Source organism: Alteromonas sp. H02 (assembly GCF_059682525.1).
In genome coordinates this window covers 5072714-5087505 of record NZ_CM185021.1, presented here as the reverse complement: position 1 = coordinate 5087505, position 14792 = coordinate 5072714, and the positions used below count along the sequence as shown (strand labels likewise).

The following is a 14792-nucleotide window of genomic DNA, read 5'->3' as shown; positions in this document are numbered from 1 at the left end:
TTCCTGAGTCCATTTAGTTTGAAATATACATCAGAGCAATTGCTCGCCCTTTCAAAATCTGAAAAAGATAGTCGGAAGCGTATACGCTTCTTAGCCCTTTCTCATTTTCTTGACGGCAAGAGCCGCACTTATATCGCTGAAATACTCAAAGTCAGTAGGACAAGTGTGAATCTGTGGGTATCCAATTACCTTACCAATGGCCTTGAAGGTCTGGAATCCAAAAAGGCAAAAGGTCGAACTTGCTACCTCACAGAACGGCAAAAGCAAACGCTCTGTTCATACATCGAAGAGCATAGCCAGGATAAACATGAAGGAGGTAGGCTTACCGGGGAAAGTATTTTAGCCTATATTGAGCAAACATTTGGCGTTACCTACCATCATAATGCAATCTATAAGCTGTTAAAATCGTTGGGGTTTAGTTGGATAACGAGTCGTTCTCGACATCCTAAACAACAAACAGGCGTCCAGGATGCATATAAAAAACTTCCTACTGGAAACGATCCTTAACACTCCGGGGCATCTCGCCTTGGATCGCATAGATGTTTGGTTCCAGGACGAAGCTCGTTTTGGCCAGCAAAACACGACAACGCGCATTTGGGCCCCAACGGGAAGTCGCCCACGAGTTGTGAAGCAACAGCAATTTGAATATGCACATTTGTTTGGCGCGGTATGTCCAGCTACTGGCGACACCGAAGCGTTCATTTCGCCCTATGTGAGCAAAGACATCATGCGTCAACACCTGATGCAAATCTCACAGAAAACAAAACCGGGGCGCCATGCCGTGGTGGTGATGGATGGTGCTGGTTGGCATACCGATGATATAGCCGATGACTTTGAAAACCTGACAATTATGAAACTGCCACCCTATTCTCCTGAACTGAATCCCATAGAGCAGGTGTGGAGTTGGATACGGCAACATCATTTAGCGAACAGATGCTTCCAGGGATACGAAGATATCGTTGATGCATGTACCACAGCTTGGAACGATTTCGTCGATGACACTAAGCGAATCATGAATATGTGTTCGAGAGACTGGGCATTACTGACCAAATATTAAGATGGAATGGTATTACTCTTACCGGTTGCGGTCATTGCGCCGTGCAATACCGGGCATTTTGACACCTGATTGCTTTCGTTTGTCATGATTTTTCCTTTGTTTATACCTATCGCAGTAGTAAATCTTAGTTGAAAATCGTTAATTTACATTGTGATAAAAACAGATTGTGCCATTCATTATTTTCAGTCAACGTAAGCCTTGGTACGAGGGAATTCATTCCTCCATGCCAGGATGGCTATCGCTGGGGTTTTATGAGAATATGGCAGGAAACTGCAATTTAGTAACGATTGGTACATTATTCTCCAGAATATACACTCGTGCAATCAATTACACGTTAGACCGCTTAATTTGGATCAATGCGATGGGGATATTGTTGCAGTCAGGGATAGCAATGCGGCCAGCAATGGCCGCATCTTGGGAGTAATCTCTATATACAAACGAGTCAGGCTTTGTTTGACCATTGGGCAAAGGTGCGGTTTTCCTTGACCAGGGTTTCAAGCAGTGGTGCAGGGCGACACCATTGGCCCACCTCGTCATGGAGTTTGCGCATACCAGCGAGAACATGGTTGAGGCCAATCTGATCGGCCCAGAACATCGGACCGCCTCGGTAGCGCGGGAACCCGTAGCCTTGAGTCCAGATGACATCAATATCTGAGGCCCGGCGGGCGATGCCTTCCTGCAGTATTTTGGCACCTTCATTGATCAATGGAAACAGACAGCGTTCAAGAATTTCCTGGTCAGTGAACGTGCGGGGAGCGAAGCCCTGCCTGGCCATGACTTCCTGTATAATGGTTTCAGCTTCAGGATTAAGCGCGCCGCGCCGCCGTTGCTCATCGTAGATATACCAGCCGATGCCACTTTTTTGACCATAACGACCCAGTTCGGCCAGGCGGTCAGCAACGGTAAAGCCGCGCATCCCCTCGGGCGCGATGATATCGCGGTTGGCCTGACGGTTGTTATAGCCAATATCGATACCGGCAAGGTCGGCCATTTGAAAAGGGCCCATCGGAAAACCAAACTCATAAATCACCCGGTCGACCTGTTGCGGTGTGGCCCCTTCTTCAATCAGAAAGTTGGCCTGGCGGGTGTAGGCATAGAGCATACGGTTGCCGACAAATCCAAAACAGACCCCCACCATAACTGGCACTTTTGCGAGATCCTTGCCCAGTTGCATCACTGTGGCAATGGTCTGCGGCGAGGTGTTTTCGCCACGCACGTTTTCCATCAGCTTCATGACGTTGGCGGGCGAGAAAAAGTGGGTACCCACCACGTTTTCCGGGCGGTTTGTCGCCGCCGCAATATCATTGATATCAAGTGTAGAGGTGTTGGTAGCCAGTATCGCTGAGGGTTTGCAGATCTGATCAAGTTGGCTAAATACCTGTTTTTTTATTGCCATGTTTTCGACAATGGCTTCAATCACAATATCAACATCGGCCAAGGCATCATAACTGATACTGCCTTGCAACAGGGCCAGGCGTTTTTCCATATCGGCGCTGGATAGGCGTCCTTTATCAACAGTGCGTTGGTAATTTTTACGGATCACCGCCATACCACGGTCCAGTGCTTCGCGATTATTATCGATGAGCACCACGGGTGTGCCGATATTCAGAAAATTCATTGCTATGCCGCCGCCCATGGTACCAGCGCCGATAACACCGGCGTGTTTAATCGGCAATGGCGCGGTTTTGGGAATGTCAGTGGGCGTTTTTGCCGCATCGTGCTCTGCGAAAAAAGCATGTCGCAAGGCTTTAGCCTGATCTGAAACTTGCAGTTGCAAAAAGGCGTTACGCTCATTCTTTGCGCCTTCATCAAAGGGCCTATCCAGGCTGTCAATCACCAGCTCTACGGCAATAAAGGGCGCTTCCAGCCCTCGCCAGCGGCCTTTCATGCGATCCTGATACGCCAGTAACGCTTGTTTATCGCCGGTGACTGGCAGGTCGCTGGTTCTGCGTGGCGCATGGGGTAGTGCGGCTTGCGCTTTCGCAAAGGAAATGGCGGTGTCGAGTAATTCTTCATAAGGCACAATCTTGTCGATTAAACTATTGCCGGATTGGGTTTCAACCGGCATTAATTTACCCTGGGTGATCATCTCAAGGGCTTTTTCGGCACCGATCAGGCGAGGTAAACGTTGCGTACCGCCGGCTCCCGGCACGATACCCAAGGTGACTTCCGGCAGGCCAACCCGTGTGCCTGATGCCGCAACTCGCCCATGGCAGGCCAATGCGACTTCCAAACCACCACCGGCTGCAACGCCAAATATCGCGGCAATGACCGGTTTAACAGCTTGTTCGATACGCAGTAGCACGGCAGGTAGCAGGGGTTCCTGCGGGGTGGCTCCGTGCTCGCGAATATCGGCACCAGCACAGAACAAGCGGCCCTCACTGGTGATGATCACAGCTGTGGCGGCAGGATCCTGTTGTGCTTGTTCAATAGCCTCAACAAGACCAGCCCGAATAGGTTGGCCAAGTCCGTTGACCGGCGGATTATTAATCGTCAGGATGGCAACGCCATCATGCACTCTGTATTCTACTTTTGACATATATGGACCATTTCTCTCAATGTGTTGCTCAGGCGCTCTGAACATGTCTAAATTATCTGGATGGCATCAAACCCTGCTCAAATGACACCGTCACTGCGTAATGCAGAGATTTGATGATCGTCCATACCCAGCAAGTCTTGCAGCACGTCGTTGGTGCCTTCACCGAGCGATGGCGGCGGACGACGCACGGGCAAACGGTGACTGTCAAATCGATACGGCGGGGCCAGCACTTTAACGTCGCCTGCCTGTGGATCAGAGTACTGATGCAGCAATCCGGCCTGAGCGCTACGCTCTGAGCTTAGTGCATCATAGATGCCTAATACTTCGCCGTTGGGAATACCCGCGGCAGTTAGTGTTTCCAGCAATTGCTGGCGAGGCCGTTTTGCTACCTCTGCATTGATTTCGGCCAGTAATTCTGTGCGATGTTTGGTGCGCTCAAGATTGGTGGCAAAGCGCGGGTCGTTGGCCAAATCCTGACGGTCAATCACGTCGCAACAGAAGCGTTGAAACTGACTGTTATTACCAACCGTAATGACCAGTCTGCCATCCAGCGCATCAAACACGCCATAAGGCACAATGGATGGGTGGGCGTTGCCAAAGCGAGGCGGATCTTTTTTCATCAGTAAGGACTCGAGTCCGTAATAACTGCTTATCATCACGCCACAGTCGTAGAGCGCCATCTGAATATGTCGGCCTTCGCCGGTGCGTTGTCGCGAGTAAAGGGCGGCTAGTACGGCTTGTGCCGAGTACATACCCGTGAACATATCCACCACGGCTACACCAAATTTTAACGGTGGCTGGCTGCTTTCGCCGTTAATACTCATCAAGCCGGACTCGCCCTGTACCACCAGATCATAACCTGGTCGGGTCGCTTCAGGGCCATTGGTGCCGTAGCCGGCGATAGAGCAATAGATGATGTCGGGTTTGACCTCACGTATTTGCTGGTAACCAATACCCAGTTTTTCCGCCCCACCAAATTTAAAATTTTGAATGATAACGTCGGATTGTTTAGCCAGATCCAGCACCACTTGACGCCCCGCGTCGCTTTGCAGATTAACTGTTACCGAGCGTTTGTTGCGATTGACGCTATTGAAATAAGTGGTTTGCGTCTCGCCGACCTTGATCCCCCAGTCACGGGTATCATCGCCACGCTGCGGATGTTCCACTTTAATCACTTCTGCTCCCAGATCGCCAAGTACCATGGCACATTGCGGGCCTGCCAACACGCGGGAGAGATCGAGTACTCGAACGCCTGATAAGGGAAGTGTCTGCTCGTTCATTACATTTTCTCCAGGATCAGGGCGATACCCTGACCGACGCCAACACACATGGTGCACAAGGCGTAGCGACCGCCTGCCTGGTGCAATTGATTAATCGCGGTGGTGACCAGTCTGGCACCGCTGGCTCCCAGCGGATGCCCCAGCGCAATGGCACCGCCGTTAGGGTTGACTCGCGGATCGTTATCGTCAATACCCAGTTCCCGCAATACCGCTAACCCTTGTGCCGCAAAGGCTTCATTAAGTTCAATGACGTCAAGATCATCAGTAGTGAATTTCAGGCGTGACAGCAGCCTTTGTACCGCTGGCACAGGACCGATCCCCATCACGCTGGGTTCCACGCCCGCCGTCGACATGCCGACAATGCGGGCGCGCGGTGTTAAATTGTTGCTGACAGCCATCGATTCACTGGCCATCAATACCGCACATGCGCCATCGTTGACACCGGACGCATTACCCGCGGTAATCGTGCCGCCGGGGCGTACAATGGGGCGAAGTTTAGCAAGCGATTCAAGGCTGGTGTCGCGGGGATGTTCGTCGTGCTCAACAATCAGTGGCTCGGCGCGGCGTCGTGGAATTTCAATGGGCACAATTTCGTGACTGAAAAAGCCGGATTGCTGCGCCGCCAGGGCCTTGCGTTGGGAGGCGAGCGCCATGTTATCCTGATCTTCACGTGAAATGGCATAGCGCTCAGCGACGTTCTCTGCCGTTTCAGGCATGGAATGGGTGCCATATTGCTCGGCTAACAACGGATTGACGAAACGCCAGCCTATAGTGGTGTCATACACGGCGTTATCTCGGGAAAATGCGCTGGCCGCTTTGGGCATCACAAACGGCGCTCTACTCATGCTCTCTACCCCGCCAGCAATGGTCAGGGCACTTTCGCCGAGCTTAATTGCCCGCGCTGCTGAGCCAATAGCATCCAGCCCTGAACCACAAAGGCGATTCAGGGTCACTGCGGCAGCGCTGACCGGCAATCCGGCCAGCAAGCTGGCCATACGTGCTACGTTGCGATTGTCTTCACCAGCCTGATTGGCGCAGCCGAGCATTACTTCTTCAAGCTGTTCCCAGTTTACACCGGGATTTCGCTGTATCAGTGAGCGGATGGGCGCCGCCGCCAGATCATCGGTACGCACACTGGACAAGCTGCCGCCATAGCGTCCGAACGGGGTGCGTTGGGCATCGCAGATGAATGCCTCTTGTAAACCATTTTTGCTCATTCCGGACGCCCCATCAATGCTTTACCAATGATGAGCTGCTGGATCTGGCTGGTACCTTCGTACAGTCTCAGCAGGCGCACGTCGCGGTAAAAACGCTCAACCTTGTATTCGTTAATGTAACCCGCACCGCCGTGTACCTGCACGCCACGATCAGCCACGCGGCCCACCATCTCAGTACAAAACAGCTTGGTGCATGAGGCGTGCATGCTGACATCGGGATCAGCGACGCCCGGTGCCTTTTGATCGTATTTGAGTGCGCAGTCCTGCACCATCGACCAGCCTGCGTAGAGTTCGGTATAGCTGTCGGCCAGCATGGCCGTTACCAGTTGGAAATCGCCAATGCGTTTGCCAAACTGCTTGCGCTCTTGTGCATAGGCGACCGACTCATCAAGGATACGTTTTGCCATACCACACGCCACGGCCGAGATATGCAGGCGACCACGGTCAAGCACCTTCATGGCGGTTTTAAACCCTTGGCCAGGCACACCACCGATGATATTGGCGGCAGGCACACGTGCATTTTCCAGGATCACATCACAGGTTTTTGTGCCGCGTTGCCCCATTTTCTTGTCTGCCGGGCCGAGTTTCAGCCCCGGCGTGTCGGCGGGCACGATAAAGGCGGATATCCCTTTTGCACCCGGACCATCAGTACGGGCCATCAGGGTAAATGCACCGGCACGCGGGGCATTGGTAATATAGCGTTTAGTACCGTTTAAAATGTAATCATCGCCGTCTTTAACGCCGGTCGTTTTAAGTGCAGCAGAGTCTGAGCCAGAGTCAGGCTCGGTCAGGGCAAAGGACATGATCAGCTCACCGCTTGCTACCTTGGGCAGATACGCTTCTTTTTGTGCGTTGGTACCATCCATTAAGATGCCTTGTGAGCCAATGCCGACATTGGTGCCAAATACTGACCGAAAGGCCAATGAGGTTTGCCCAATCTCATAGGCAATTTTACATTCCTGCGACATGGACAATCCAATGCCGCCATATTCTTCCGGGATCGAAAGCCCGAAAAGACCGGTTTCTTTCATGTCCTCAACAATATCCGGTGCGACTTCGTCGTGTTCTTCCAGTGCGTTCTCTGCGGGGATCAGACGATCGCGTACAAAGCGCTGGATAGCGTCTGACATGAGTTCAAATGATTCGTGATCAATAGCCATATTGATTAATACTCGTTCTTGTTTTATCGGTGTAAGCGCGAGAAGCTCGCGCAGGGCAGCAATTAGTTAAATGCTGCCAGTCCTGTAATTGCTCTGCCGAGGATCAGCGCGTGAATATCATGCGTACCCTCATAGGTATTCACGACTTCCAGATTGACCAGATGGCGGGCAACGCCAAACTCATCACTGATCCCGTTGCCGCCTAACATGTCGCGCGCAAGCCGGGCAATATCAAGTGCCTTACCACAGGAATTACGTTTAACGATAGATGTTAGTTCCACGCAGGCGGTACCTTCATCTTTCATGCGGCCCAGCCGTAATACACTTTGCAGACCCAAAGCGATTTCGGTGAGCATGTTAGCCAGTTTTAACTGGATCAACTGGTTGGCTGCCAGCGGGCGACCAAACTGTGTTCTTTCCAGGGTGTAAGTACGGGCTCGATCCATGCAATCTTCAGCAGCCCCCAGGGCACCCCAGGCGATACCGTAGCGGGCACTGTTCAGGCACGTGAACGGGCCTTTCAGGCCGCGTATATCCGGGAAGGCATTCTCTTCAGGACAAAACACCCCATCCATGACAATCTCGCCTGTCACACTGGCGCGCAGGCCGACCTTGCCGTGGATAGCCGGGGCTGATAACCCTTTCATTCCCTTTACCTTGCTCAACGCGCAATAGCATGCGAGAACTGTCGATATCCGTCACCTTCAACATCGCCACTTCGCCAATCCGCAACCCCGCCCCATAAGCGACCGAGAAGGCAGCTTTGTATTTGATGCTATGTGTGGCATCAATCAGTTGCTTGACTTCCTCTTTACTCAAGACCGTCGGCAACTTCCTTGGCACCGGCACGGTGCTGACTTTGAGCATCACATCAGGTCGATTCAAGGACTTATGGAATAAGAACGTTAAACCCGATAACGTGGCATTGATGGTGATGTTAGATGTACCTTGCTCGGCCATTGTGAGTTGGAATTGGCGCAATTCTTCAGCCGTGGCATCCTCTGGCGAGCGTTTCAAAAAGGTAGCGAGTTTCTTCACGCCTCTGATGTAGCCTATTTGCGTTTTAGGACTGAGCCTACGCATGGTCATATCTTCAATCATGCGTTGGCGTATGGGGTTGGATCCTTCAAAGTAACTCATGGTTTCACTCCTGAGTGAATTCAGGGCGACATTGCCCTTCCTTCAGCTTAGAAGCGGAGAACGAGATCAGAATATAATTAATGAGGTGGGGGCGGCACTACTACCGCGGAGCGGTTTAGTCCTTACGTACAAAGTGATCGTTCAAGGGCTGGTTAATGATGATCTACAAATGGCACAAAGCATTTAATCAAAATCAGTCGATAGAACAGCTATAGGTATGCATTGACTGATCTTCAGTTGTTAATTTTACCTCTAAACACTGTCACATTTTCGTTTTCCACAATACCCGTTAACCGTCGATTTTCCAGTTCAAGCGTTGCGTTTCTAGATACCATCACTTGGTATTTTTGCATCACATCAGCAAGCGTACTTCTAAGCTCTCGATTCTTCTCACGCTCTTTTCTAAGCGCTTCATGCTTCTCGTCACGTTGCTTTTGGATATGTTTGTTAGCACCGCCACGAATACGCTCAAGCAAATCGGGATATTGATTCATAAGAAGCGTGCGACTGACACCCGCCTCTTCTGCGACGGCTGCAACTGACATCTTGCGCTCTGGCTTAACAACGTTAGGTCGCCCCTGCTCAAGCCTGACAATCGCCATACGTATTTTGTCGTGGGTCTTTTTGCGGTTTCTAGGCGTTGCAGTAGGCATCTTCCACCTCTTTTTTAATAGCCTTGATATCAGCCCCCAAGTCCGTCAGCACTTTCTCGCAGCGAACGATGGCTTTATCAACGGTTCGTCGACCAGCATCACCTAAATCATCAATTAATCGTAGCTCGATTTGCTGAGCATACACACCGCGCCAGAAGGCTTGCTTCTTGTCGTCAATAACACCGTGCTCGCATTCTTCACAGTACCCGCCTACGCAGGAGCCATCATCGTTTGTGCACCATGCCAACCCAGTAGAGCGAAGGTAAACCTGCTCTGAGATATGCTTTATCATGTCTGCGCGTGTTTTGTGGGTGCGGGTTGGCGTGGCTTTATCCCGCAGGTTGCGTATCTGATTGGCAAGCCCACCCGTCAGCGGCGTATCCGGCTCTAGCCAGTGCCCGATGATACCTTGACGTTCATCATCGAAGGCCGCATATATCTCGTCGTACAACTCCAAGTCCTGCATTTCATTCATGGCATACAATACCGTCATTTCGAGGCTCCAGTGCTTAAAGTGGTCACGCAGATAGCGTAAATCCCCTAGCTTATGATGCACCACGTAACTGGCAAAGGTCCGTCTGAATCGGTGCGAGGCAAGCTTAATATCAAGCCCAAGCGAATCCGCAAGTTTCTGTAAAACGACATTGATGGATGTACCACTTAACACATCGACTTTGTTATTTTGGTGCTTGGTTTTCCCAAGCACGACAGAGCCAGAGCAGCGTGTTAACCTGGCCACTTCCTGTGCATCACCTGCCTGTTGCGCCGCATCAAGCTGCTGTTCAAGCAGTTGCTGCATCGGCAACATCAGGTCGCTTAACACTCTAAATGCCTCAATGGTGATTTCAGGGCATAACCAATGGGTGTTGCCTGCATCGGTTTTTTCTGACCTAGAGCCTAAAAAGTAAAACCGCTCACCGTCTCTGACCTCAGAGTACCAGTTGCCCCGCGTAAGATTGCACAGCTCATGCACACGAATACCTGTGGTCATCAGGATGATAAACAGACAGCTATCTCGCAGTGCGGTTATGTTTTGGTTGAACGCTTTCGCGCCTGACGCCCAGCCGTGCTGTTTAAGGTATTGGGTGCGCTGATACTTGTTGGTCGGCACAAAATCTGACAGCAGCCCCTGTAAACGCAATAATTCTGGTGCACGGTTTAACATCGATTCGCCGTATTGAAACAGCGGTGCCAATACCTCATCGGGAATAATCTCGGTTTTGGCTTTGCCGTATCCCTTATATCCCGATAACGCGACAGCGCTGGATTCCGGCCACGGATGCGCAAAACCGTATTGGGTTTCACGAAGCTGTTGGTAGCACGCCTCCACTGCCAAGAATCGAGAACATATTGTGGTAAGCGCAAGAGGCTTACCTTTGCGTTTACCGCGACTGGATATCAAGGACTTCACATGCGTGACATACTGCATGGCAACAAGTGGCGTAACCGCAGATAGCTCAGTGACGCCGAGTGCTGGTAGAAAGTTAAGCCATAGGGTAATACTATCGAATTGATCCTTAAGTGTCTTCCCTCGACGCTTGCCGCTTTTCGCGTCATCGCCCCATAATAGCCGCGCCATCACGACTTTGGCTGCATCACGCAAGGCAGGGATGTTGATGCGTCCGAAGTTAAGTGTTTTTTGGCCTTCACGTACCGCAGTTGGGAACCAATGCCCTGGCAGTGTCCACTCATCCTGCTCATACCGCGAGAGTACATGGTGCTGACCATTATCAAGCTTTAAATAGGTGATAACGCCATGCAATCCATTACGGGTGCGTAGGTCATCTCTGAGGCGGTTTTTATCAGCAAAGATAACCTCTTGGTTGACCTGATTGGGATACTCTTGATTGCTCATCGTGCCATCCTCACCATCGTTAAATCGCGCCAGAAGCGATGGGGTGTTGTTTTGGCTTTTTCCCGCGCCGCCGTCACTTTTTCGCCATCAAACTGTGGGGCGATATCCTCGTCAATGATGCGAATGATATGGCGAAGGTATTTGTTCCAGTTCTTGATACCGAAGCTGTCACGCTCCCTGACTGCCGCCCAGTAAAAGCTGAACAGGCGGTATAAATCCTCTTCGGTGACCACAAAGCTCTTGCAGCGAAAGCAATCCAACGTTTCTGTGCACACTGAACCGTCTTTGGGGGCGCGATGCCCGTATTTACTGTCTTTGCAGCCAGATATCGGGGTATTCTCTTTGGGGCCATAGCTGACACGCAACTCTTCAATGCGTGCCTCACCGATAAAGCGCATGTTCGTTTCCGCCTCGGGTGGAGCAACCATGTAATCGCGCTGACTGGTTTCAGGGGTGTGCTTGCCATAGCGTGCTGCAATGAGCGGGTCCTGCCCTGATAACTCCCAGATACGATTTACGAAGGTTTTGCGCAGCCGCATCATGTTGAGGCGCATCGGTTTCCCGTCGTCATCGGTCAATTGATGTTTGTCAATCAGGGTGTTGATATTGCGCATCAAATTATTTTTGGTCAACGGCGTGATAGCGCCTTTGTTTGCGCTCCTTTTAGACTGATGCACCAACAACTGCATTGGGTCTTGGTATTGCTGACGAAGGACAGCGTTGCGCTCAATAATCATCTCAATGGTATTGGCAGCATTGAGCTTAACGCTGCGAAGTAATGCGATGTCCTGCGACTGGCGAAGTGACACCACTTGCGTGGCATTGCCTCGGCGTTTGAAGGCCACGAGCAATCGCAAATTTTGTTTCAGTGGGTGTGGCTGGATGCAGTCTGTCGGCAACGATAATACAGGTATGGGATTCATCCCTGTGACCATACCGATACCCAGTACACAGACCGTTAAATCAAAGCTATCCAGCGGCGCGTTGCCTGCCAGAATGCGTGACATCTCCATTTTCAGGGCCGAGACCAATTGCTTAGATTCTGCTTGTGTAAGGGGCCTTTGGCCTTTGGTTTGACGGTTTGAATTGGGGAAGGGGTTTTTCGGGAAGAAGTGCTTAATATCTGCGTGCGGTAAATAGCCCTGTGTGTGCGACGCAGTCAGTACAGCCTTGGCGTATGCGTAATAAGCTTTCTGGCTTGTATATCCGATTTCCGACGCTTTCAGATGATGGATGAACTCTTCAATCAATTCAGGTGTGATATCGACAGGCTGCAAATCACGTTTCGCAGCAGCACGCCATATTGTTAAGAACCCGAAGAAGGTTTTAAGGCCGGATTGACAATAGCTCACTATCGTTGTGATGGCGATGACGGCCTGTTGGGTATCGATACTTTGCTGGATGAGTTTCTCGATAGTCGCCTGGCATATCGTGGTAATCGCATCAAAGCCTTGTCCATAATAAGGCGCAAAGTAGAAGCTTCTGACAGTAGAGGGATTTTCTGGAAAGTGAACGGTCATGGTGGTTGGCGTTATCGAGACGACACCGGTGCTTGCACTATGCTTGTCGGTGTTAATGCCCGTTGATTCAAAGAGGCGTTTAGCATCGTCATTCTGATTATCAGTAATGACCTTAAACTGCTTTTTACTCATGTAACGGCCTCGCATAACGCTTCGATTTCACGTTGGTATTCGGTGGATAAATCATCTTCCAGCTCATGCAGGAAGTGCAGGTATTGCATGGTGGTATTAATGCTGGCATGACCAAGCAGTGACTGCACTGTCATCAGTGGATTACCACCGAATGTCCCTTCGCTTTTACGTGCCTCCAAGCATCTTAAGGTGTTGGTGGCGAATGTGTGCCTCAAAATGTGTGGGTGAGCGGGAAAAGGAAATTTAAGCGCATCAAGCTGGTTGTTAAATGATTTAGATTTCAGACTCCATGCCTGCCCGTCACGCGTCACAAACAGCCTGTCAGTTGGTTTATCCTGACCGTCAAGTAATTGATGGCGCTCGTGAAGGACGTAATCCCACAAATCGAACATGAGGCCCACAGGCACCATAATATTGCGTGGGTTGCTGCCCTTTATTTTCATCTCTTGAGGGTTAAGCGACACCTTGATGTGGCTTCGATTAGTCAGGTTTTGTGGATTAATCACATAAGACAATGGGAAGGTAAGAATTTCGGCTTTACGCAGTCCGGTAAGCAAACCTAGCCTCACCATGAGCCTTAGCGTCTTATTCTTAATAGCGCTTAGTAATTGAGTCGCCTGTTCACCATTGAGGACTTTAAGTTTTGTTCTCGTTTGCTTAAGCATGATATCAGGACGCGCTTTAACACCACCCGATGTGTCGGTATGGGCTAAGAACCCTTTGGGCTTTCTCACCAAGACCGCTTCAAGCTCATAAGGAAGCGTATCCACCCATCCACGGTTATAAGCGTAATGATAAAACTTAATGAGAAAGCGTAAACGTCGGTTAATGGTGCTCGCCGCCACTCCAAAATACTTCATTGATGCGTCACGATAAACAGCCAGTATGGTTTCATCTTGGCGACAGCGGACCTCTCGCCAGTCAATATTATTCCCTTCACAGAACCCAAAGAAATCATATAAGTCCTGTCCGTATGTCTTCCAGCTATGCACGCTTTGCACGCTGCCGCGTTTCAAGCAGTGATAGACCAGAAACTCCACCGCATGCATGACTATCTCGCCATCCTTGTCGACTAAAATGGGAAAATCAGGGTAGCTTATTCCCTGTATTTTGAAGTCTTCTGTGCTAGTGACGAGATCCATTATTAACCCAAAGAAAAAGAACCAAAAAAACAAAACAAGTGTTGTGGATTGTGGGAATTTTCGCTTCGCTCACTGTGTGGACTGTTTCGTATAAGCTGATGGATAACTGCTTAGGCAGTTACCCACAACTTCTACCAAAACAGACACACACTAATTCTCCACAAACACACAACCCAACAACAATAACAAACATAACATTACTGTACATATATTCAGTATGAACGAGGAGGGCTATTAGTCAATATGCTTGTTGCATATTGACGGGGATATTTCATAAAGCAGTGCTAAATAGATCATTGCCGAAGTCGAACCTCGCTGCGCGCACTGGATTAAAAATTTTTCACTGTCACTGTGTAGACCTCCCTTGTCGAGCAAGTAGGCGTTATAGCAGATCGTGCCTATTCGCTCTGGGAAGCGGTCCATTTGTTCCTGATAGTAATGCCACGAAAAATCAGTAGGATTTAACGCGCCACCATATTCATCGAGCTCGCCATCCATAAATTGAGCTCTACTCTGCAGAGACAGGAAAATCATCAGCGCCATCACATAATTTACGATTTTCATAATGGCGCCCCCTATTGCGGAACAGGATAAAACAGGAGATTGAGGATCAGTAATACCGCCCAAAACCCGGTTTCAAGAGTTTCTGTAACAGGCTGAATACGCAGCACCGCGCCCCAAATGTGTACAATCACCATCAAGCCACAAAACAATATAAAAAACTGCAGAATAAAAGGCGTCCCAAGATTATAAAGAGCCGCCTGCATAAACATAATATTGGTGACAATGGCAAAGGCACCCAGACACCTTCCGAAGTATATGGTCAGGTGCGTGTCATCAGGGATCTTCCCTAGTAAAAGCTTTGCCCACAGGCAAGGCTTAAAAAAAAGTGGCAGGCTGAAAGCAAAAAACGTGATGAGTGTTATTACCAACAGGTAGGTTTGTGCGTGTTCTGACCAAATTCCAATCCAGGACATAGTAATACCTTTTGTTGCTAGTTAATCGACCAGCTCATTGCACACTAAACGGCAATCGGATATGCCAGAAAACGCAAAGTAATTCGCAAGAAATTTGCAAGATTGTATTGAAAATGGTGA

At 50.1% G+C, this 14792-nt stretch carries 12 protein-coding genes and 1 pseudogene; 1 reads left to right on the top strand and 12 read right to left on the bottom strand.

The features are described from left to right. Nucleotides 1-39: 39 nt before the first annotated feature. Nucleotides 40-1057, top strand: a protein-coding gene (locus AC566Q_RS23530) for an IS630 family transposase (protein ID WP_105932858.1) whose coding sequence is annotated in 2 segments (ribosomal slippage) — nt 40-483 and nt 485-1057 — 1017 coding nt in all. Because the reading frame shifts where the segments join, the coding sequence is not laid out codon by codon here. 442 nt (nt 1058-1499) lie between these two features. On the opposite strand, the gene AC566Q_RS23525 is transcribed toward AC566Q_RS23530, so the two are convergent. The 12 genes and pseudogenes from AC566Q_RS23525 to AC566Q_RS23470 all read right to left on the bottom strand — a co-directional run bounded on the left by AC566Q_RS23525 (nt 1500) and on the right by AC566Q_RS23470 (nt 14672). Further along, on the bottom strand, nt 1500-3596 hold the full coding sequence (locus tag AC566Q_RS23525; RefSeq protein WP_499611868.1) for a 3-hydroxyacyl-CoA dehydrogenase NAD-binding domain-containing protein: 2097 nt from the start codon (nt 3594-3596) through the stop codon (nt 1500-1502). Between the two features lie 77 nt (nt 3597-3673). Beyond that, nucleotides 3674-4876 (bottom strand): CaiB/BaiF CoA transferase family protein, encoded by a 1203-nt coding sequence (locus AC566Q_RS23520; RefSeq protein WP_499611866.1) that lies wholly within the window; start codon nt 4874-4876, stop codon nt 3674-3676. Then, nucleotides 4876-6093 carry a 3-oxoadipyl-CoA thiolase gene (gene pcaF / locus AC566Q_RS23515; RefSeq protein WP_499611864.1) on the bottom strand — a complete coding sequence of 406 codons (1218 nt, stop codon included), beginning with the start codon at nt 6091-6093 and terminating at the stop codon, nt 4876-4878. Before pcaF ends, AC566Q_RS23520 begins: the two co-directional genes overlap by 1 nt. Then, a complete protein-coding gene (locus AC566Q_RS23510; protein ID WP_499611859.1) occupies nt 6090-7253 on the bottom strand; it encodes an acyl-CoA dehydrogenase family protein in 1164 nt (387 codons plus the stop codon). Before AC566Q_RS23510 ends, pcaF begins: the two co-directional genes overlap by 4 nt. A 62-nt stretch (nt 7254-7315) precedes the next feature. Beyond that, nucleotides 7316-7906 (bottom strand): annotated as a pseudogene (locus AC566Q_RS23505) (acyl-CoA dehydrogenase family protein); the annotation flags it as partial. Next, complete coding sequence (locus AC566Q_RS23500; protein ID WP_499617606.1) at nt 7806-8354, bottom strand: tyrosine-type recombinase/integrase; 549 nt, start codon at nt 8352-8354, stop codon at nt 7806-7808. The pseudogene AC566Q_RS23505 and the gene AC566Q_RS23500, both read right to left, overlap by 101 nt. Before the next feature lie 272 nt (nt 8355-8626). After that, on the bottom strand, nt 8627-9046 hold the full coding sequence (locus AC566Q_RS23495) for a TetR family transcriptional regulator (protein ID WP_499611856.1): 420 nt from the start codon (nt 9044-9046) through the stop codon (nt 8627-8629). Continuing rightward, nucleotides 9027-10901: a tyrosine-type recombinase/integrase gene (locus AC566Q_RS23490; protein ID WP_499611853.1), complete on the bottom strand. Its 1875-nt coding sequence runs from the start codon at nt 10899-10901 to the stop codon at nt 9027-9029. Before AC566Q_RS23490 ends, AC566Q_RS23495 begins: the two co-directional genes overlap by 20 nt. Continuing rightward, nucleotides 10898-12553 (bottom strand): site-specific integrase, encoded by a 1656-nt coding sequence (locus tag AC566Q_RS23485; protein WP_499611849.1) that lies wholly within the window; start codon nt 12551-12553, stop codon nt 10898-10900. The genes AC566Q_RS23490 and AC566Q_RS23485 overlap by 4 nt, the downstream gene beginning before the upstream one ends. Next, complete coding sequence (locus AC566Q_RS23480; protein ID WP_499611846.1) at nt 12550-13695, bottom strand: tyrosine-type recombinase/integrase; 1146 nt, start codon at nt 13693-13695, stop codon at nt 12550-12552. The genes AC566Q_RS23485 and AC566Q_RS23480 overlap by 4 nt, the downstream gene beginning before the upstream one ends. Before the next feature lie 234 nt (nt 13696-13929). After that, nucleotides 13930-14259 (bottom strand): hypothetical protein, encoded by a 330-nt coding sequence (locus tag AC566Q_RS23475; protein ID WP_499611843.1) that lies wholly within the window; start codon nt 14257-14259, stop codon nt 13930-13932. Between the two features lie 11 nt (nt 14260-14270). Next, entirely contained in the window at nt 14271-14672 is a 402-nt protein-coding gene (locus AC566Q_RS23470) for a hypothetical protein (RefSeq protein WP_499611840.1), read from the bottom strand. Between the last annotated feature and the right edge of the window lie 120 nt (nt 14673-14792).

Coding starts and splice junctions, on each gene's coding strand:
- pcaF (WP_499611864.1), bottom strand. CDS start 6,093: ATGAGCAAAAATGGTTTACAAGAGGCATTCATCTGCGATGCCCAACGC.
- AC566Q_RS23510 (WP_499611859.1), bottom strand. CDS start 7,253: ATGGCTATTGATCACGAATCATTTGAACTCATGTCAGACGCTATCCAG.
- AC566Q_RS23495 (WP_499611856.1), bottom strand. CDS start 9,046: ATGCCTACTGCAACGCCTAGAAACCGCAAAAAGACCCACGACAAAATA.
- AC566Q_RS23485 (WP_499611849.1), bottom strand. CDS start 12,553: ATGAGTAAAAAGCAGTTTAAGGTCATTACTGATAATCAGAATGACGAT.
- AC566Q_RS23525 (WP_499611868.1), bottom strand. CDS start 3,596: ATGTCAAAAGTAGAATACAGAGTGCATGATGGCGTTGCCATCCTGACG.
- AC566Q_RS23500 (WP_499617606.1), bottom strand. CDS start 8,354: ATGATTGAAGATATGACCATGCGTAGGCTCAGTCCTAAAACGCAAATA.
- AC566Q_RS23480 (WP_499611846.1), bottom strand. CDS start 13,695: ATGGATCTCGTCACTAGCACAGAAGACTTCAAAATACAGGGAATAAGC.
- AC566Q_RS23475 (WP_499611843.1), bottom strand. CDS start 14,259: ATGAAAATCGTAAATTATGTGATGGCGCTGATGATTTTCCTGTCTCTG.
- AC566Q_RS23520 (WP_499611866.1), bottom strand. CDS start 4,876: ATGAACGAGCAGACACTTCCCTTATCAGGCGTTCGAGTACTCGATCTC.
- AC566Q_RS23470 (WP_499611840.1), bottom strand. CDS start 14,672: ATGTCCTGGATTGGAATTTGGTCAGAACACGCACAAACCTACCTGTTG.
- AC566Q_RS23490 (WP_499611853.1), bottom strand. CDS start 10,901: ATGAGCAATCAAGAGTATCCCAATCAGGTCAACCAAGAGGTTATCTTT.